We start from the raw sequence: 19,818 nt of genomic DNA on the forward strand, positions 1-19,818 counted from the left end.
ACCGATGACAAGCTCAACCCTTCCTGATATGCAGCGCCGTGCGTTTTTGCGCCGCTCGGGCCAACTCGCCCTGACCGGTACCGCCCTGCCATTTGCAATGAACCTGGCCGCCTTGGGTGAAGCCGCAGCGTTCAATGCCCCTTCAGGGGATTACAAGGCCCTGGTGTGCGTGTTTTTGTATGGCGGCAATGACTACGCCAACACCTTGATCCCTTACGACGACGCCAATTACAACCTTTACAGCGCGATTCGTGGCGGCGGCAGTGGCCAGACGGCCGGTGGCATCGCGCTTGCCAAATCGAGCTTGACGTCAACCCTGTTGAACCCGATTGCTGCCCCGGTGGATAGCCAAGGCCAAACCGGGCGGCAGTTTGCCCTGAATCCCACCATGACCGGGCTTGCCGGCCTTTTCAATACCGGCAAGATGGCAGTGCAGCTCAACGTCGGGCCGCTGGTGAAGCCGCTGACGCGCGCCCAGTACGACAGCAACGACCGGGTCAGCTTTCCGCGACCTCCACAGTTGTTTTCGCATAACGACCAGCAAAGTATTTGGCAATCGTCTTCCCCCGAGGGGTCGACGGTCGGCTGGGGCGGTAACCTGGGCGATCTGACGCTTGAGAACAGTTTGAACAGCAAATCGGTGTTCACCGGGATTTCGGTTTCGGGGAACGCGGTGTTCTTGTCCGGCGATACAGCGCTCCAGTACCAGGTCAGCACCGCTGGAGCGATCAAAATCAAGCCAGCGACTAACACCTGGGTTTATGGAAACCCTTCCGTCGCAGCTGCGATTACCAGTCTGATGCGGGAAAACCGCGTGCACAAACTGGAGAACGAATACAACGCCGTCACCAAGCGCGCTTTGGATGCCGAGTCTGCGGTAACCACCGCCTTGTCAGAGGCAGAGCCCTCCACCGTGTTCCCGAATGATTCACTGGGCAACCAGCTCAAGATGGTGGCGCGCTTGATCAAAGGGCGGGCCGCCTTGGGCGTGCGTCGGCAGGTGTTTTTTGTGTCGATCGGCGGATTCGATTTGCACGACAACCTGATCCGGGACCATGGCACTTTGCTAGGCCGGGTCAGCGATGCCATGACCGCGTTTTACAACGCGACGGTGGAAATGGGCGTGGAAAACCAGGTCACCTCGTTCACTGCGTCTGACTTTGGCCGCACCCTGTCGTCCAATGGCGATGGCTCCGACCACGGGTGGGGTAGCCACCACTTTGTCGTGGGCGGTGCAGTGGATGGCCAGCGCTATTTCGGTGAAGCCCCGCCCATCAATGTGACCGATGGCACCGGCTGGCCCAGGGTCTACACCGCAGCTGAACAATGGCATGTTGGTCAGGGCCGCTTGCTCCCCCGCACCTCGGTCGATCAGTACGCCGCCACGCTGGCCAAATGGTTCGGCGTGACCAACACCGAAATGCCCCAAGTGCTGGGCAATATCAACAACTTCGGGGCGCCCGCCGGCCGGGCAGACTACCCGTGGGATCTGGGTTTTATGACGTGATGCTATGAAATCAGGAGCTGTAGGCGCATGTTTTACGTGCGCTACAGCCTGATTTTATGCATTATTTAGAGCTGAGGCTTCTCAATGCCCAGCTCGGCGAGTTCAGCATCCGTGAACACCCGGGAACGCGTGTGAAACGCTTTCCCCTCTGGCCCTTCGAGTGAGAACGTGCCGCCGTGGCCTTCGATCACGTCGATGATGAGCTGGGTGTGTTTCCAGTACTCGTATTGCCCGATGCCGATGTAGAAGGGGCTGCCGCCAATGTCGCCCAAATACACATCGCCCGCACCCATGGTGATTTCGCCGGGCAGGTAGCAGTTGGCTGCGCTGTTGTCGCAGCAACCGCCACTTTGGTGGAACATCAAATCGGGGCCATGCTTGGTTTTGAGGAAGGCCACCAGCTCCAGGGCAGCGGGGGTGGCTACTACTTTGTCGACCATGGTTTTGTCTCCTGTTCGCAATATCACTTGAATCTACGTTCTAGATGCTCACAGCCAAACGGCTTTTGTTGGCTCTCGCAACGCAATAACCCAACGGGGCGTCCACCTCATGCTGGAGTACCAGAAATCGGTGGCCGCCCCGTCGGGTTATCGCGTTGGGTGTCAGTTGACGTGATTCGCTTTAAAAGAAGCCCAACTTGTTTTCAGAGTACGACACCAACAAGTTCTTGGTCTGCTGGTAGTGGTCCAGCATCATTTTGTGGGTTTCGCGGCCGATGCCTGATTCCTTGTAGCCACCGAATGCAGCATGTGCGGGGTAGGCGTGGTAGCAGTTGGTCCACACGCGGCCCGCTTTGATAGCGCGGCCCATGCGGTAGGCCACATTGCCGTTGCGGCTCCACACACCGGCGCCCAGGCCGTAGAGCGTGTTGTTGGCAATCGCCAAGGCTTCGGCTTCGTCCTTGAAGGTGGTCACGGCCAGCACGGGGCCGAAGATTTCTTCCTGGAAGATGCGCATCTTGTTGTGGCCCTTGAACAGGGTGGGCTGCACGTAATAGCCGCCTTCCAAGTCGCCACCGAGGTGGGCTTGGCCGCCGCCGATGAGTACTTCAGCACCCTCTTGCTTGCCCAGGTCCAAGTAGCTCAGGATTTTGGTCAGCTGCTCTTTGGAGGCTTGCGCGCCCATCATGCTGTCGGTGTCCAGGGGGTTGGCGTGCTTGATGGCGGCCACGCGCTTCAATACACGCTCCATGAACTTGTCGTAAATGCTTTCTTGGATCAGTGCGCGGCTTGGGCAGGTGCAAACCTCGCCTTGGTTGAAGGCAAACAGCACCAGGCCTTCAATGGCTTTGTCCAGGAAGGCGTCGTCCTTGTCCATGATGTCCGCAAAGAACACATTGGGGCTCTTGCCGCCCAGTTCCAGCGTGGCAGGGATCAGGTTGTTGGCAGCAGCTTGGGCAATCACGCGGCCGGTGGTGGTGGAGCCGGTGAACGCGATCTTGGCGATGCGCTTGGAAGTCGCCAAAGGCATACCGGCTTCACGACCGTAACCGTTCACGATGTTGAGCACACCGGGCGGCAGCAAGTCTGCAATCAGCTCGGCCAGGATCAGGATGGAGATGGGGGTGCTCTCTGCGGGCTTGAGGACCACGCAGTTGCCGGCGCCCAAGGCAGGCGCCAGCTTCCAGGCTGCCATCAAGATCGGGAAGTTCCAAGGAATGATCTGGCCGACCACGCCCAGGGGTTCCTGGATGTGATATGCCACGGTGTTCTCGTCGATGTTGGACAAGGCGCCTTCTTGTGCACGCACGCAGCCTGCAAAGTAGCGGAAGTGGTCCACGGTGAGCGGAATGTCGGCATTCAGGGTTTCGCGGATGGCTTTGCCGTTGTCCACGGTTTCGGCATAGGCCAGCAGCTCCAGGTTTTGCTCGATGCGGTCAGCAATCTTGAGCAAGATGTTGCTGCGGGTGGCCGCATCGGTCTTGCCCCAAGCGTCGCTGGCGGCGTGGGCAGCGTCGAGTGCCAGTTCAATATCTTCTGCGGTGGAGCGCGCAGCTTGGGTGTAAACCTTGCCGCTGACCGGGGTGATGACGTCAAAGTACTGGCCCTTGACCGGTGGCACAAACTTGCCGCCGATGAAGTTGTTGTACTGGGATTTGTACGAGATCTTGGCGCCTGCTGCGCCGGGTGCTGCGTAAATAGCCATGGTTGTCGTCCTCTTGTGCTTGGTTTGATTTCCTGCGGAGTGGCTTCCGGCAGGTGCTCTTGTGACTCAAGAGGCGTGCCACCTGCAGGTGCGCATGACCAGCGTTGATTTCATTGGGTTTTTTCTGTCTACAAGTTCGTCCGCCAGTGTCCGCTAGCCTGTGCTGTCACGCTTTGCCACAGTGACAGGTGTCACAAAATGGAACACTCGGACAGTTTTGAGGGTCTGCGCCATTGCTCCCTGCGCGCACAACCCCCATACTGAAACGCAGAGCGGGGCGACATGACTCCGCGCAGGAGACAACGTGCGATCACCTTCCCCTTTGCTGGCCTTACGTCAGGCCCGACAGCAGCTTTTGGAAACCGGGCAGTGCCCGGCCGGTATCGTGGATGAGCGGCTCGCTCGCTCGTGGCACCGCAGCATGGCGGCGGGTTTGGCGCCCACTGCCCGGGTCTCACCCGAACATGCCAGCACCCACCATTTGCGCCATGTGCTAGCAAGTAACCATGCGCTGTTGGCCCACTCGCGCCCGGTCATGGAATATGTGTTTGACCAGGTGCGCCAAAGCCAGAGCGTGGTGGTGCTGGCCGATTCCGCCGGCATGTTGATGCACACCCTGGGCGACCCGCATTTTGTCGACAAGGCCGAACGGGTGGCACTGACTAGCGGTGCATCTTGGAACGAAAGCCACCGGGGCACCAACGCCATCGGCACTGCGCTGGCGGAGCGCGGTGCGGTGGAGATCCATGGCTCGGAGCATTTCTTGGAGCGCAATGGTTTCTTGACTTGCGCGGCTTCGCCGATTTTGTCGGCCACCGGCGAGTTAAGCGGCATTCTGGATATCTCCGGAGACCACCGCAATGGCCACGCCCACACCTTGGGGTTGGTCAGCACCGCCGCCCGCATGATTGAAAACCGCCTCATGGTGGCCACCTGTAAGCGCAATATCCGGCTGCATTTGCACGCGCACCCGGAGGGCATCGGCAGTGTGGCCGAAGGCATCATTGCGCTGTCAGACGACGGCTGGATTGTGGGCGCCAACCGCGTGGGCCTAGCGCTGCTGCGGCTCAACACCGGCGACATCGGTGCCACCTTGCTGGAGCGGGTGCTGGATGTGCGGCTCGACGACCTGCTCTCCCGCCACAAGCGCCGGCCTCTGCAAGCCCAGCAACTGCGACTGCACAACGGCGCTATCGTGTTCGCGCAGATTCAGGTAGATCCTGCGGTGCTGCCCGCCATCAGCTATGCCGCAGCATCGCCTGTTGCCACGCCTGCTGCTAGGCCCGGAGTCGACGCACTGAGCGCCTTGGACACCGGCGATGCCCGCTGGCGCAGCGCCGCCGACAAGGCGCGCCGCATCGTGGCTAAGCCGATCCCGCTGCTGGTACAGGGGGAATCCGGGGTAGGCAAAGAGATGTTTGCCCGCGCCCTGCACGCCAGTGGCCCGCGCCGTGACGGCCCATTTGTGGCCATTAACTGCGGGGCTATCCCCGAGAGCCTGATCGAGTCCGAGCTGTTTGGTTATGTGGCGGGCGCTTTTACCGGTGCGCGCAAAGAGGGCAGCCCCGGCCGCTTGCGCGAGGCCCACGGCGGCACTTTGTTTCTGGACGAAATCGGTGATATGCCGCTGACCATGCAAACTCGCTTGCTGCGCGTGTTGCAAGAGCGCACCGTGACCCCGGTGGGCGCAGGCAAAGCCGTGGCGGTGGACTTTGCGCTAGTGTGCGCCACCCATTGCAAGCTGGCGGAAGCGGCGGCCAATGGCAAGTTCCGCCACGACCTGTATTACCGCATCAACGGCCTGACGGTTACCTTGCCTGCCCTGCGCGATCGCAGTGACTTCGCAGCACTCACCGAGCGGCTGTTGAGCGACCTGAGCCCCGCTCTGGCACTGCAGGTCGCCCCGGAGCTGCTCAGCCGTCTGGCGGCCTACCCGTGGCCCGGCAACTTGCGGCAATACGCCAGCGTGCTGCGCACTGCCTGCGCGATGTTGCAAGACAGCGAAGACACGCTGGACTGGGCGCACATGCCCGACGACCTGCTGGAGGCGCTACAAGCCGTAGCGCCTGTGGCGGCGGCGAGCTCCCCGGGCCCGGCAGTGGCTGCAGGGACTGCACCACTAGGGGCTCAGCCCGCGGCAATGCAGGTGCCCCAGAGCTTGCAAGCACTCTCGCAAGTGGCCATTCAGCAGACCTTGGAGGCCACGCGCGGCAATGTGTCGCTGGCCGCTCGCCAGCTGGGCATCAGCCGGCAGACGCTGTACCGCAAGCTGGCTGCTGCCGGCGTTTGATTCGCCGCCAATATTTGCTACTGAATTTGTAGCTACTTGCGCATGTTTTATAAGGGCTAGAGCCTTGTTTTGTTCAAAGAAGGCGCCTACATACTGATTCAGAGCAGCGCCTTCAAATAGCGCCCCGTGTGGCTGGCCGGGTTGGCGGCAATGTCTTCCGGCGTGCCCACGCCGACCACGGTGCCACCACCTGCGCCGCCTTCGGGGCCAATGTCGATCAGCCAGTCAGCGGTTTTGATCACGTCCAGGTTGTGTTCAATGATGACGATGGTGTTGCCCGCATCGCGCAACTGGTGCAGCACTTTGAGCAGCAGCGCAATGTCGGCAAAGTGCAGGCCGGTGGTGGGCTCGTCCAGGATGTAGAGCGTGCGGCCGGTGTCTTTTTTGGATAGCTCCAGCGCCAGCTTCACCCGCTGTGCTTCGCCACCGGATAGCGTGGTAGCAGCCTGCCCGAGGCGGATGTAGGACAGGCCTACATCCAGCAGCGTTTGTAGCTTGCGGGCGATGGTGGGCACTGCGTGCAAAAACTCGTAGGCAGCTTCCACCGTCATGTCCAGAATCTGGGCGATGTTCTTGCCTTTGTAGAGCACTTCCAGCGTCTCGCGGTTGTAGCGCTGGCCGGCGCACACATCGCAGGGCACATACACATCGGGCAAAAAGTGCATCTCCACTTTCACCATACCGTCGCCTTGGCAAGCCTCGCAGCGGCCACCGGCCACGTTGAAGCTGAAGCGGCCCGGGCCGTAGCCCCGTTCGCGCGCGGTGGGCACCTCCGCCATCAGCTCGCGAATAGGGGTGAACAGACCGGTGTAGGTGGCCGGGTTGGAGCGCGGCGTGCGGCCGATGGGCGACTGGTCGACGTTGATGACCTTGTCGAAATACTGGATGCCATCGATGCTCTCATGCGCCGCCGGCTCGTCGTGTGCGCGGTAAAGCTGACGCGCTACCGCGGCGTACAAGGTGTTGTTGACCAGCGTGGATTTGCCTGAGCCGGACACGCCGGTCACGCAGGTCAGCAAGCCGACCGGGAAGTCCACACTCACGTGTTTGAGGTTGTGCCCCGTGGCGCCGGTGATGCGGATGGCTTGCAGTTCGCCTTGGGTGGCAATGTGCTGCGCCTGCCGCTCCGCCCAGGCCAATGCTGCCTTGCTGGGAGCGCCTTTGCCGGCACCTTTGGCAACCGGCTTGGCCTCTTCCACCACGGGTAGCCAAGGGGTGCGGCGCTTGGGCACTTCAATTTGCAGGGTCTTGGCCAGGTACTGGCCGGTGAGCGACGCCGGGGTGGCTTTGACCTCGTCAAACGTGCCCTGGGCGATCACCCGCCCACCGTGCACGCCCGCGCCCAGGCCCATGTCGATCACATGGTCGGCCGCGCGCATCATGTCCTCGTCGTGCTCGACCACCAGCACGCTGTTGCCGATATCGCGCAGGTGTTGCAGCGTGCCGATCAGGCGGTCATTGTCGCGCTGGTGCAGGCCGATACTGGGCTCATCAAGCACATACATCACGCCGGTCAGGCCCGAGCCGATCTGGCTGGCCAGGCGGATGCGCTGGCTCTCACCGCCACTAAGTGTTTCTGCACTGCGGTCTAGACTCAGGTAGTTCAGACCCACGTCGTTCAAAAACTTCAGGCGCAGGCCGATTTCGCGGATAACCTTGGCTGCAATTTCGCCGCGCGCGCCCGGCATCTGCAGGCTGTTGAAGTACTCAAAGCTTTCGCGTAGCGTGACGTGGCTGATCTCGTAGATCGCACGCGCCTCGGTGCCTTCGCCGATCTTCACATGGCGGGCTTCTTTGCGCAGGCGGGAGCCGCCGCAGTCCGGGCAGGGCTGGGTGCTGCGCAAGCGGCCCAGGTCTTCCCGGACGACTGCAGAGTCGGTTTCCCGGTAGCGGCGCTGCATGTTGGGGATGATGCCCTCGAAGGGGTGCTTTTTCGTGACCTTCTTGCCCTGAGAAGCGCCGGAATCCATGATGTAGCTGAACTTGATCTCCTCAGAGCCAGAGCCCTGCAGGATGGCGTGCTGCACCGTGTGCGGCAGGCTCTCAAACGAGGCGTCAATGTCGAACCCGTAGTGCTTGGCTAGGCTCTCCAGCATGCTGAAGTAGTAGCCGTTGCGCCGGTCCCAGCCTTTGATGGCGCCGCTGGCCAGGCTCAGCGTGGGGAAGGCCACCACGCGGGCCGGATCAAAAAACTCATGTTGGCCCAAACCGTCACAGGTCGTGCAGGCGCCGACCGGTGAGTTGAACGAAAACAGCCGCGGCTCCAGCTCCGCGATCGAATAGTTGCACACTGGGCATGCGAACTTGGCGTTGAACAGGTGTTCCACGCCCGTGTCCATTTCGAGCGCAATCGCGCGGCCGCTGGCAATGCGCAGGGCGGCCTCAAAGCTCTCGGCCAGCCGTTGCTTGAGGTCCTGCCGCACCTTAATGCGGTCGACCACTACGTCAATGTCGTGCTTCTCGGTTTTTTTGAGTTCAGGCAGGTCTTCCGCTTCATAGGGCTTGCCATTGAGCCGGAATCGCACATAGCCCTGCGCCTGCATCTGGGCAAACAGGTCCTGGAATTCCCCTTTCTTCTCCCGCGCCACGGGCGCCAGAATCATCAGCTTGGTGTCTTCCGGCAGCGCCAGCACGGCATCCACCATCTGACTGACGGTCTGACTTTGCAGGGGCAGGTCGTGGTCCGGGCAATAAGGGGTGCCAGCGCGGGCGAACAGCAGGCGCAGGTAGTCGTGAATTTCGGTGACGGTACCCACTGTGGAGCGCGGGTTGTGGCTGGTGGCTTTTTGCTCGATGCTGATGGCGGGCGAGAGCCCTTCGATCATGTCCACATCGGGCTTGTCCATCAGTTGCAGGAACTGGCGCGCGTAGGTCGAGAGGCTCTCCACATAGCGGCGCTGCCCCTCCGCGTAGAGGGTGTCAAACGCGAGGCTGGACTTGCCCGAGCCCGACAGGCCGGTGATGACCACCAACTGGTTTCGCGGAATATCGATGTCGATATTCTTCAGGTTGTGGGTGCGCGCACCCCGCACACTGATGTTTTGCTGCTGCAAAGCGCGGGCGAGATATTTACCGTCGTCAGAAGAGGAGTTCAAGAGAGTGGCCGCCGGAAGAGTAACCCGCCATGATAGACAATGTCGGGCTGTGGCGTCACCCTCCGGTTTCTGCCACCCTTTAACGCTTGAGAGTGACCGATTTGTCCGTCCCCACTGATTCCGACACCACCATGACCCCGCTGGAGCGGCGTTCCAGTGCATCGCTGGCACTGATTTTTGCGTTGCGGATGCTGGGGCTTTTTCTGGTGCTCCCGGTATTCGCGCTGGAAGCCCGCAAATACCCCGGTGGGGACGATGCGGCGCTGGTGGGGATTGCGATGGGCGTGTATGGCCTGACGCAGGGCTTGTTGCAGATTCCCTTCGGCATGGCTTCCGACCGGTTCGGGCGCAAGCCGGTGATGGTGGTTGGATTGCTGGTGTTTGCGCTGGGGAGTGCTGTGGCCGCGTGGGCGCCTACCCTGGAGTGGCTGGTAGCCGGCCGGGCACTTCAAGGCGCAGGGGCTATCTCCGCAGCGGTAACTGCCTTGTTGGCAGACCAGACCCGGGACATCGTGCGTACCAAAGCCATGGCTTTGGTGGGGGCGAGTATCGGGTTGATGTTTGCCGTGTCTCTGGTGCTGTCTCCCTTGCTCGCGGCCCACATCGGTTTGCACGGCTTGTTTGCCCTGACCTCCGCGTTGGCGCTGGGCGGGGTCGCGGTGGTGATCTGGTGGGTACCGCCAGCGCCACTGCAGCAGGTCGACCAAGCCAGAAGCGGTGTGCTCGCCGTCCTGCGCCACCCTGCTTTGCTGAGATTGGATTTTGGTGTTTTTGTACTCCATGCGGTGCAGCTGGCCATGTGGGTGGCGCTGCCTGCCATGTTGGTGCAAGCGGGATTGGCGCGCGATCAACATTGGCAGGTGTATCTGCCGGCGGTGTTGGCCTCGTTCTTCGTTATGGGAGCCACCCTCTTTCCGCTCGAGAAAAAAGGCTATCTGCGCGCGGTGTTTTTGTCCGCCATTGGGCTGATTGCGGTGGTGCAAGTGGCGCTATGGCTGCTCACCCAGGCCGGGCCCAGTATCTGGACCATGGGTCTTGTCCTGTTTGTGTTTTTTTGTGGCTTCAATGTGCTGGAGGCCAGTCAGCCCAGCTTGGCCTCGAAGGCGGCGCCAGCCTCGGCCCGTGGTGCGGCACTGGGGGTTTACAACACCTTGCAGTCCCTGGGTTTCTTTGCTGGGGGCGCTTTGGGCGGCTGGTTAGTCAAGTCCGCCGGAGCTCAGGCCCTGTTTGTGGCCAGTGGTGGCGCCATGGTGGCATGGCTGCTCGTCGCGTGGCGAATGGAGGCGCCTGCTGCTAAACCTGCGGCAAAGGCGGGATAATCAGCGACTAATCTGGAGAAAACCATGGCATCCGTCAATAAAGTCATTCTGGTCGGCAATTGCGGCCGCGATCCTGAAATCCGCTACTTGCCCTCCGGTCAGGCGGTGGCGAACGTCAGTGTGGCCACCAGTAGTCGTCGCAAAGACCGAAATACGGGCGAAACCGTAGAAGATACCCAATGGCACCGTGTGACGTTTTACGACCGCTTGGCAGAGATCGCCGGTGAGTACGTTAAAAAAGGTCGCCCGATCTATGTCGAAGGGCGTTTGAAATACGGCAAATACACCGACCAGTCTGGTATTGAAAAGAATACGGTCGATATCGTGGCTACCGAGCTGCAATTGTTGGGTGGTCGTGAAGGCATGGGCGGTCCTTCGGATGCGGGCGATGAGGGGGGTGCGCCACCACCCCGCCGCATGGCACCGCCCCCGCGCGCTGCTGCTCCGGCCCCTGCGCCTCGCCAGGCGCCGGCCCCGCGCCCGGCCAGCGGCTTTGACGATATGGACGACGACATTCCGTTTTAAGACTCGGTCACCAGAGTTTGGCTTGCAACAGCGGCTCTGCCGCTTGGTGATGCCCATAAAAAAAGCGACCCTCGGGTCGCTTTTTTCGTGGAGGACTGCGGCTTAAAAGGTGCGGCCTTTGGTGACGGTTTCCTTCAGGATTTTCCAGGCGCCGTTCGCGTACTCCATCGAGAGTGTTTTCTCAACGGTATCGCGGTAGTCTTCGGAGCCGTATTCTTGGGTGAAAGACACTTCGGTGGTCTTGCCATCGCAGCGCGCGGGGGTGATGTTTTTCAGCACGGTGGAGATTCCACCTTGCTTGCCCACCCGCTTTTTACGCAAGTTTTCCCACTGCGAACGGCTCAGGCCTTGTGCAGGTACAAAGCTGTCGGAATACGCGCTGAAATAGCCATTGATGTCTTTGCTATTCCACGATGCGATCCACTTTTCAACGGAAGGCGCTACCGCATCACACAAAGCCTTGTTGGGTGCAGCAGGTGCCACGGGCACTGGCAGGGGAGCCGGTGCCGGGACGACCGCAGCTACGGGTGTTGCCAAGGTGGGTTTTGGCAACGTGCTCTTGTCTAGAACGATGTCGGGGCCTAGGTCACTGGCGCACAGCATCGCGTCGTCGTTGGCGTCGGTGCCACCGTTTTGCTCGGGGACGTTCACTTCCAAGGGGCGCAGCTTAAGCGCACTCAGCAAAGTGCCGTTCACTCCCAGAACTCGCGCTTTGGCGAGCGACAGGTCGTATTCGGCATTGACGAGCGCACGGCGTGCTTGGAAATACTCGTTTTCGGTGTCCAGCAGATCGAGCAATGAGCGTTGGCCGATATCAAATTGCTGGCGGTAGGCTTCACGCGCCTTGGACGTGGAGAGTTCGTGTTGGCTCAAGAACCCGATTTGGGACTCGAGCTTTGCCACATCATTCAGCGCGATTCGGGCAGTCTGGCGCACGTCCCGGCAGACTTTGTCGCGGAGATCGTAAGTGGCGTTGAGCTTGTCTACGTATTGGCGAATGCGAGCTTGGTCAGAGCCGCCGCGGTATAAGTTGTAGTTCAGCACCAGCTGAACCGCAGAGTCGCGGTAGTCGCCGGTCACTGCGGAGCGGTTTGTCTCAAAACTCTGCGACGCTCGGAACTCCAGGGTCGGGTAGTTTGCAGCCTTGCGCAATTCAGCATCTGCACGGAATGCGCGGATGTTGGACACCGCACCCAGAAACTCTGGGTTACCGCGTACAGCGTTACCCACATAGTTCTCGCGCGCTGGCAGCGACGGTGTCAAGTTAGGGATGGGGCTGAGGTCCGCTGCGGGCTGTTCTCCAACTAAACGCTGGTAGCGCGAAGAAACATCATGCAGGTTGGATGCTTCCGTCAGCCAGTTGGACTCGGCCAGGGCCAAGCGCCCGGAGGCTTGTTCCAAGTCCACCCGACGACCGACACCCGCCTTGACCCGCGTTTCCAGCCGGGTGTACACATCAAAGTGATTCGCGTAGTTTTCTTTGGCGAGCTCGACCAGCTCACGGAAGCGCTGTACGTCCAGGTAGGCGCGTGCTGCTTCCAGGCCAATGTTGTCGCTGCTAGCCAAGAGGTCGTAGTAAGCCGCCATGCGGCTGTAGCCCAAACGCCTCACATCGCTTGCGGTGGCAAAGCCGTCAAACAGTGTTTGCCGCAATTGCAAGCTAGCGGTCGAGTTGGAGTACGCGCGATCTCCAGACAAGCCGGGGGAGAACGTGGATTTCTCACCAACAGTAGCCTCCAAGTCGATCCTCGGCTTGAATCCGCCTTCCGCAACGGCGCGCTCATTGGAGCTGGCCATCAAGTTCTTGTGCTTGAGTTTGACTTCCGGGTTTTCAAGGATTGCCTTCTCGACCGCGGTAGATAGCTGCGTCGCAGGCTGTGCATTGGAAAAACCGGTGAAGAAAATACTGGCGATTGCAAGAGCCAACGGAGTGCGATATGTCATTTTTTTTCGGCTTTCTGGCCTAGGCATCAGGTGACTAGGGGCGTCGTAATCAAAAACAAGGTGCTGTTACAAATGCTAACGAAGTCTGGTACTGCTTGCAATTTTAACCCTTTGGGCCAAAATGTGACTAGCCATTCTGTGATAAACGCCCGTTTTTTTATTTTTTCTTAATGTGCATCGTCTTTAACAAATTAATGGTTTTTGGTGCCGGCGGTCAGCTGCTTGCGCAACGACTGTTACTTTGGGTGCTTTTGGGCGCGGCGATGTTGAGCGTTCAGGTGGGGGCTGGCATTGATACGGTTCAGGCTTCGTTCTTGCAACGTTGGGGTGCGGCTGCCCAACCCCGATTCGATGCGTGGCGCAAATTGCTCCCCACGTTGACCGATCTGGGGGACACAGAGCGTCTCAAGCGCGTCAACAGTTTCGTGAATCAACAGGTGCAGTTCAGCGAAGACACGGCCGTGTGGGGGCAAACCGATTATTGGGCGACGCCTGTCGAAACGCTGGGGCGTGGTGCCGGAGATTGCGAAGACTTCGCTATTGCCAAGTACTTCACACTCCTTCAGATCGGGGTGGCGCCCGACAAGCTCCGATTTATCTACGTGCGCGCCAAGACTGGAACGTCTGATGCAACACAAGCGCACATGGTGTTGGCCTTTTATGCCTCGCCGGACGCAGAACCTTTGGTGATGGATAACTTGGTCGGTGAGATCAAACCGGCCTCGCGTCGCCCGGATTTGGTTCCGGTGTTTAGTTTTAACAGTACGGGCGTTTTTACCGGGGCTGCGGGCGCGAGCCCTGCTGCGGAGGGCACCGGGCGTTTGTCGCGCTGGGAAGATTTGTTACGCCGGGCTAAGGCCGAAGGCTTTGAGTAATTTAGTAGGAAGAGGAAACACCCATGTCTATGTACCGACAACTGTGGCTGGCGATTATTGCCAGCATGTTGCTGGCCCTTGGTGGGGGCCTGTTGGCATCACTGCTCTCGGCGCGGGGCTATCTGGAGTCGCAACTGGCGATCAAGAATACCGACAATGCTACTGCTCTGGCGCTTGCTTTGAGTCAGAGTGATCCGGATCCTGTGAGTGTGGATTTGGTGTCTGCGTCGTTGTTTGATAGTGGGCACTACCAACTTGTGCGTGTGTTGGATCCGACAGGCAATGTGATTTCGGAGCGGATTGCGCCACAGGGAGAGTTCGATGCACCCGCATGGTTTGCGGCATTGCTTCCGATTCAATCGGCTCCAGGGCAGGCGCAGATATCCAATGGCTGGAAGCAGTTCGGCACGGTTACGCTGATCAGCCATAGCCGTTTTGCTTATGGCGCTTTGTGGAAAAGTGCGTGTGACATGACACTGGCACTCGCTTTGGCGGGATTGGTCGGCGGCTGGCTGGGGAGCTCGGTGTTGGGGCGCTTGCGGCGACCTTTAGACACGGTGATCGAACAAGCGACGGCTATTACGCAGCGACGCTTCGTCACGGTGGAGGAGCCCAAGGTACCAGAGCTGAAGCAGCTCGCCAGCGCGATGAATGCAACGGTCGGGCGCTTGAAGTCGATGTTTGACGATGAAGCCCTTCGCCTTGAGCAAGTCAGGCAGGAGGCTAACTTTGATAGCTTGACCGGATTGGCTAATCGAGCTTATTTCATGGCGCGATTGCGTCAAAGCATGGACGCGGAAGACTCTTCAGGTGGCTTGCTGTTGATGGTTCGTTTGGCGGATCTGGCGGGTATCAACCGGCGTCTGGGGCGTGCAGCGACGGACGACTTCTTGAAGTTGACCGGACATGTCCTCAAGCGGGTAGCCGAAGCCCACTCAGAGAGCGTGCCTGCCCGACTGAACGGTGCTGATTTTGCGCTTTTGGTGCCAGCCAAGGTGGAGGGGCAAGAGCTCGCAAGCCGACTCATCCAAGTACTGATTAAAGAGGCTGCGCCCTTTGTGGAGGGTGGAAATACAGCAGCAGTGGGCTATGGACGTTTCAGCCAGGGCGAAAACATCGGTGAGCTTCTGGCGCGGATCGACAGTGCGCTGGCGACTGCAGAGGCCTCCCAGGCGAACAGTGTTCAAGAGGCTCGCGTATCGACAGATGATGATTTGCCACGCACTGCAGACCAGTGGGCCATCATGATCCGACGTGCTTTGGAGCATGGCTGGGTGCGCCTCATTTCTTTCCCCGTAATGACCATGTCTGGCGGTCTATCGCACCGCGAGTGCCCTTTGCGCTTGATGTTTGACGAGCGCGGAGAGTGGTTGCCGGCCGGGCGTTTTTTACCGATTGCAGAGCGACTGAAGTTGACCGCTGATTTGGACCTCAAGGCGGTGGAGCTTGGGTTGCAAGATCTTGCGCGGACGCCTGCGCTTCCGGGCTTGGCCATCAATCTCTCCGCGAGCTCATTGGATGACCGTTCCTTTATCCCGAAGCTAATTGCTTTGGTTCGCCAAAGTGCAGGAGCCGCTGATCGGCTCTGGCTTGAAGTCGCAGAAGAGGGGGCATTCAAACATTTGGAGGCATTCCGGGCACTATGTCCGCAACTGAAGTTGTACGGCTGCCACGTGGGTTTGGAGCACTTTGGTCACCGCTTCAGCCAAATCGGGCAGTTGCATGACTTGGGGCTCGACTATTTGAAGGTGGACTCGAGTTTCGTTCGCGGCGTAGATTCCAACGTGGGTAACGCAGCCTTCCTGAAAGGTCTTTGCGGTATTGCTCACAACATTGGACTCGTGGTCTTGGCTGAGGGTGTTTCGACCGATGCTGAGATCGACGCGTTGAAGTCCTTGGGCTTTGATGGTGCAACCGGGCCTGCAGTGAAAGATGCCCCGTCTACCTGATCACATTTCCGAGTAAGCGCACTATATAAAAAAAGGCCTCAGAGACGTTTGTCTCTGAGGCCTTTTAGCTGCCGAGGTCGAGTCAGTCTGTGATGAGCTTACCGCGATTGATGAGCTCTTGAATTACCTGCGTATCAGTGGCGTTGGTTGCCAAGCCCAGTGATGTCCGCAAGTTACCTACGCCTTGCAAAACGATTTCCTGGTCCGCTGCAGCTGCGCTGTAGGTGCCATTGGTAAATGCACCGGTTGTGCTGATCCGGATCACAGTGGAGCCGTTTGCGGAATTGAAATCCAAGTAGTTCTGCAAGTTGCTGACCCCCGCTTCTCCTTGCAGTAGATCTCGCAGGTCCAGTACATCACCGCCAGACTTCGCTGATGTGACATCGAAATCCGTAATCGTGTCCACCGCAGGTTGGCCGGTGATTCCACGGTCTGACAACTGCCAGCGGAATGTGTCTGAACCAGCGCCACCAGTTAAGGTGTCATTGCCTCGGCCGCCTTCCATCCAGTCAGCACCCGTACCTGCGCTGATGGTGTCGTTGCCATCACCTCCATGAATTCGATCCCTGCCGGCGCTGCCGGTAATCGTGTCATTAGAGCCAGAGCCGGTAACTTCTTGGCCGGTGCGGATCAGGTACTGACCGTTAGTAGGGCTTTCGACGATATCTTGGAGATCCGACAGCACAGGCAATTCTGTACTTTGGAACATGGCCAAGTTGTCGAGACTGAGGCTGTTAAACGTTGCAGAGCCTGTCGGTCTGTAGGCAACTTGCAATGCAGCGTTGCCGCCTTGTTCCCAGTACAGGATTTCAATCGTGTGCATGCCCTCACCAATTGCGATAGGTGTTGACGTGCGTGTGGTGGGCGATTGAATGTCGTTGAACTCGAAAACAGTAACTCCGTCGATTCGAATGCTGAAGCCGTCGTCAGCAAGCACCCGGAAGTCATAGTTCCCAGCCGCAAAGTAGGCAGAGCCCGCAAAGCGCAGCATCGAATCCGTTGTGTTGCCAAAACTGCTGGTAGTTTGCAGTGTGCCTGCGTTGCTTCCGGCATTGCCTGCGCCAAGGAAGTTGTACAGCGCGCCTGATGTAACCGCCGTACCACCGCTGGCGATGTTGGGGTTAGTGCCCAAATTGCCGGTGACTGTGGGTGACGCCCCGTAGGTCAGGTTGGTTGCATTCCATGTTGCATCAGAAGCCGCAGCACTGGCTGTCCGCCCGGAGCCGACGATGGTGCTGCCTTCCCGCAAGTTAATGATGGTGTTGAGATCTGCAACACGGTCAGCGTTCCCTACCGTAGTGTCTCCTGCCTGGTAGTTGTTACCTGCAATATTCGCGGTCTCGTTGTAACCGTAGTACTCGCCATGCAAGCCGGAAGTTGCAACTGCAGCGGTCGTCGTAGACAGGGTTAGCGTCAATCCCGTGTCGATGGCAGATGCCGGAGCTGTTCCCGGAGGGTTGACCGTAATGGTGAGTGTGTTGCCAGCGGTATCTCCATCCTGATCTTGCAGCGAAAAGCCAATCGATTCGTTGAAGGTAGTCGATGTTGATACAGGCGGCGTATAGGTGTACAGGCCATTGTCCATATCCACTACGAACTTGCCACCCGCAGTGGTAGAGATCGTCATGGTGTTGGTTGATGTGTCAAACGTGCCGCGATTGGTGCCGCTCGTGGTGATAGTCCCGTTGCCAGCAGGGTCGTAGGTGTACGTAGTTCCATCGATTGTGACGCTCCGCAAGAAGCCGCCATCGGCACCGAGACCGGAGCCTTCGCCCAGTCCACCGGTAACAATATCGCCACCAGATGGTGTGAGGATGGAGTCACGCAGAATTGGAGGCAATTGGGTAATGTCTGCCACCACCACGCCCGCTGTGTTGTTGCCGGCGCCTAAACCGTTGTAAGCAATCGGATCCAAATTCGCTTGGGTTGCACCTGTACCCATGCCGTACGCAAACGAGTTGATGTCGTTGCGATTCAAGAAGTCTGTCCAAATCGCTTCATCAGCAGCGCCCATTTCTTGACCTGCGGTAGGCGCACCGTCCGTCAGGAAATAGCTAACGTTTTGTGCATTCACCAACTTTCCTGGGGTCGTCCAGGAGGTCTGTGCTGTGGAAATGGCCGCATTGTCACGCGCAGTATGAAAATGACACGCAAACGCGGTGAGGAATTGATACACCTCGACTAACGTGCCAAGCCATCCGAACCATGGATGGGACTGGCAATGATTACGAACGAGGAGTACATGGAACTCAAGGTTTTAAGGAAGCACAGGCTGAGCTTGCGCGAGATATCGGCGCAAACTGGAATGGCAGTCAACACGGTGCGTAAGTATTTGGAGGGCGGTCCGCCGGCCATGAAGAAACTGCCGGAACGTAAAAGCAAGCTCGATCCATTCAAGGACTACTTGGCTGGACGTATTCAGGCGGCCAAGCCTGATTGGATTCCCGCAACGGTGCTGCAGCGTGAGATTGCCGCACAGGGGTATACGGGCTCCGTGCGCATCCTGCAGGAGTACCTCAAGGAGTTGCGTCCACAGGCGCGCCCGGATCCGGTTGTGCGGTTCGAGACCCAGCCCGGTGAGCAAATGCAGATGGACTGGATCGAGTTCCGCAAGTCTGGGCATAAAGACGGCATGTTGGCGGCGTTTGTGGCAACGCTTGGCCACAGCCGGGCGACCTTCGCGGAGTTTGTCACAGACATGAAGCTGGAGACACTACTGGCGTGCCATGTCAGGGCGTTCGAGAGCTTTGGTGGAGTCACCCGTGAAGTGCTGTACGACAACATGAAGACCGTCATCCTCAAGCGTGACGCCTACGGCAAGAACCTGCACCAGTTCCAGGGTGCCTTTGCTGACTTTGCGCACCACCATGGCTTTGTGCCGCGGGTGTGCAAGCCCTATCGGGCCAAGACCAAGGGCAAAGTCGAACGCATGAATGGCTACATCCGGCGCAGCTTCTGGGTGCCATTGGTGGCGAGTATGAAGCAGCAATGCTTGGTGGTGGACGCGGACACAGCCAATCGGGAAATGCGCACCTGGCTGCGTGACGTTGCCAATGTGCGGATCCACGGAACCACTGGGTGTGTGCCGGCACTGGCTTTGCAACAGGAGCGCACACATCTGCTGGCCATCCCCAGCGCCTACAGTGGGCGAACAGTGCGTCAATTGCAAAAAGTCACCGGTAGCGGCGCAGCAGTCCGGCCAATTCCAGCCGCGGCATGGCGAGGCCTGCAGCATCCTCTGGCGATGTATGACACGCTGGTGCACAACCAAGCCTCAGCAGGAGGACGACCATGAGCCTGCAAATGGAAAGACTGCGTGAACTGTGTGATCAGCTGCGCCTGCTCAACTTACCCGATCAGCTTGCCCACTTGGGGCAAATGGCGGCCAAGAAAGAGCTGGGGTACCTGGAGTTCCTGGAGCAAGCCTTGCGTGGCGAGGCTCTAGCCAGAGTGGAGAGAACACGCGCCATGCTCACGCGCATAGCGGGCTTCCCCGCCATCAAGACGCTTGATGAGTTTGACTTCCAGTTTGCCAGCGGCGTGCCCAAACCCCTGGTACAGGAGCTTGGCAGTCTGGCCTTCGTGGAGCGCAGCGAGAACGTGGTCTTGCTGGGCGCCAGTGGGGTGGGCAAAACCCACTTGGCCATCGCCTTGGGCTACAGGGCAACCCAGGCTGGAATCAAGACGCGTTTCATCACGGCGGCAGATCTGCTGATGACACTGAGCACGGCACTACGGCAGAACACCCTGGAAGAGGCTATCAAACGCATCGTGCGTCCCTACCGGCTGTTGATCATTGACGAGGTCGGGTACCTTCCCATGAATCGGGAACAGGCGAATCTTCTGTTCCAAGTCATTGCCAAACGCTATGAAGTGGGAAGTCTCATCCTGACCTCCAATCTGCCGTTTGGGCAATGGGACCAGACGTTTGCAGACGATGCCACGCTGACAGCGGCGCTACTTGACCGACTGCTCCACCACGCCCATGTGGTCCCGATTTCAGGAGACTCCTATCGCCTGAAAGATAAGCGGCGTGCCGGTGTGATTGCCGCCAGCAGCAATACCCTACTCAAACGAAAACGCAGTCACCTTGATACACAGGAGGAACAGGCAGCCTAAGGGCGCCAAGCAGTCAGTGGCGAGCCACTGACTGCTTGAAAGACAAGCAA

At 59.1% G+C, this 19,818-nt stretch carries 13 protein-coding genes; 8 read left to right on the top strand and 5 right to left on the bottom strand.

The genetic code is table 11. The annotated features are described in order from the left end of the window. Positions 1–4: 4 nt before the first annotated feature. Positions 5–1,507 (top strand): DUF1501 domain-containing protein, encoded by a 1,503-nt coding sequence (locus RAE21_RS17450; protein WP_313882450.1) that lies wholly within the window; start codon positions 5–7, stop codon positions 1,505–1,507. Between the two features lie 65 nt (positions 1,508–1,572). Here RAE21_RS17450 and RAE21_RS17455 read toward each other — a convergent pair whose 3' ends face one another. Together RAE21_RS17455 and exaC are read right to left on the bottom strand one after the other, a co-directional pair. Then, positions 1,573–1,947: a DUF779 domain-containing protein gene (locus RAE21_RS17455; RefSeq protein WP_313882451.1), complete on the bottom strand. Its 375-nt coding sequence runs from the start codon at positions 1,945–1,947 to the stop codon at positions 1,573–1,575. Between the two features lie 181 nt (positions 1,948–2,128). Then, the gene (exaC, locus tag RAE21_RS17460; RefSeq protein ID WP_313882452.1) at positions 2,129–3,652 is read right to left on the bottom strand and encodes an acetaldehyde dehydrogenase ExaC; all 1,524 of its coding nucleotides are present in this window, start codon (positions 3,650–3,652) and stop codon (positions 2,129–2,131) included. Between the two features lie 304 nt (positions 3,653–3,956). Here exaC and RAE21_RS17465 point away from each other — a divergent pair, with 304 nt between their 5' ends. Further along, positions 3,957–5,942: a sigma-54-dependent Fis family transcriptional regulator gene (locus tag RAE21_RS17465; RefSeq protein WP_313882453.1), complete on the top strand. Its 1,986-nt coding sequence runs from the start codon at positions 3,957–3,959 to the stop codon at positions 5,940–5,942. A gap of 98 nt (positions 5,943–6,040) precedes the next feature. On the opposite strand, the gene uvrA is transcribed toward RAE21_RS17465, so the two are convergent. Continuing rightward, a complete protein-coding gene (uvrA, locus tag RAE21_RS17470) occupies positions 6,041–9,037 on the bottom strand; it encodes an excinuclease ABC subunit UvrA (protein ID WP_313882454.1) in 2,997 nt (998 codons plus the stop codon). Between the two features lie 131 nt (positions 9,038–9,168). On the opposite strand from uvrA, the gene RAE21_RS17475 reads away from it, so the two are divergent. Both RAE21_RS17475 and ssb read left to right on the top strand, forming a co-directional pair. Next, positions 9,169–10,356 carry an MFS transporter gene (locus RAE21_RS17475; RefSeq protein WP_313882727.1) on the top strand — a complete coding sequence of 396 codons (1,188 nt, stop codon included), beginning with the start codon at positions 9,169–9,171 and terminating at the stop codon, positions 10,354–10,356. 24 nt (positions 10,357–10,380) lie between these two features. Next, positions 10,381–10,881: a single-stranded DNA-binding protein gene (gene ssb, locus RAE21_RS17480; protein WP_313882455.1), complete on the top strand. Its 501-nt coding sequence runs from the start codon at positions 10,381–10,383 to the stop codon at positions 10,879–10,881. A 102-nt stretch (positions 10,882–10,983) separates the two neighbouring features. On the opposite strand, the gene RAE21_RS17485 is transcribed toward ssb, so the two are convergent. Continuing rightward, positions 10,984–12,825 carry a TolC family outer membrane protein gene (locus RAE21_RS17485; protein WP_313882456.1) on the bottom strand — a complete coding sequence of 614 codons (1,842 nt, stop codon included), beginning with the start codon at positions 12,823–12,825 and terminating at the stop codon, positions 10,984–10,986. A 263-nt stretch (positions 12,826–13,088) separates the two neighbouring features. On the opposite strand from RAE21_RS17485, the gene RAE21_RS17490 reads away from it, so the two are divergent. Continuing rightward, on the top strand, positions 13,089–13,700 hold the full coding sequence (locus tag RAE21_RS17490) for a transglutaminase-like cysteine peptidase (RefSeq protein WP_313882457.1): 612 nt from the start codon (positions 13,089–13,091) through the stop codon (positions 13,698–13,700). Positions 13,701–13,723: 23 nt separating this feature from the next. Next, positions 13,724–15,649, top strand: a complete 1,926-nt coding sequence (locus tag RAE21_RS17495) for an EAL domain-containing protein (protein WP_313882458.1) — start codon at positions 13,724–13,726, stop codon at positions 15,647–15,649. 82 nt (positions 15,650–15,731) lie between these two features. On the opposite strand, the gene RAE21_RS17500 is transcribed toward RAE21_RS17495, so the two are convergent. Next, on the bottom strand, positions 15,732–17,723 hold the full coding sequence (locus RAE21_RS17500; RefSeq protein WP_313882459.1) for a type I secretion C-terminal target domain-containing protein: 1,992 nt from the start codon (positions 17,721–17,723) through the stop codon (positions 15,732–15,734). Positions 17,724–17,870: 147 nt separating this feature from the next. On the opposite strand from RAE21_RS17500, the gene istA reads away from it, so the two are divergent. After that, a complete protein-coding gene (gene istA, locus RAE21_RS17505; RefSeq protein ID WP_428984048.1) occupies positions 17,871–18,944 on the top strand; it encodes an IS21 family transposase in 1,074 nt (357 codons plus the stop codon). Continuing rightward, positions 18,941–19,768 (top strand): IS21-like element helper ATPase IstB, encoded by an 828-nt coding sequence (istB, locus tag RAE21_RS17510; protein WP_313879687.1) that lies wholly within the window; start codon positions 18,941–18,943, stop codon positions 19,766–19,768. Before istA ends, istB begins: the two co-directional genes overlap by 4 nt. Positions 19,769–19,818: the final 50 nt, after the last annotated feature.

Origin of the sequence: Rhodoferax potami (assembly GCF_032193765.1) — a bacterium.
In the GTDB taxonomy this organism is placed as follows: domain Bacteria; phylum Pseudomonadota; class Gammaproteobacteria; order Burkholderiales; family Burkholderiaceae_C; genus Allorhodoferax; species Allorhodoferax potami.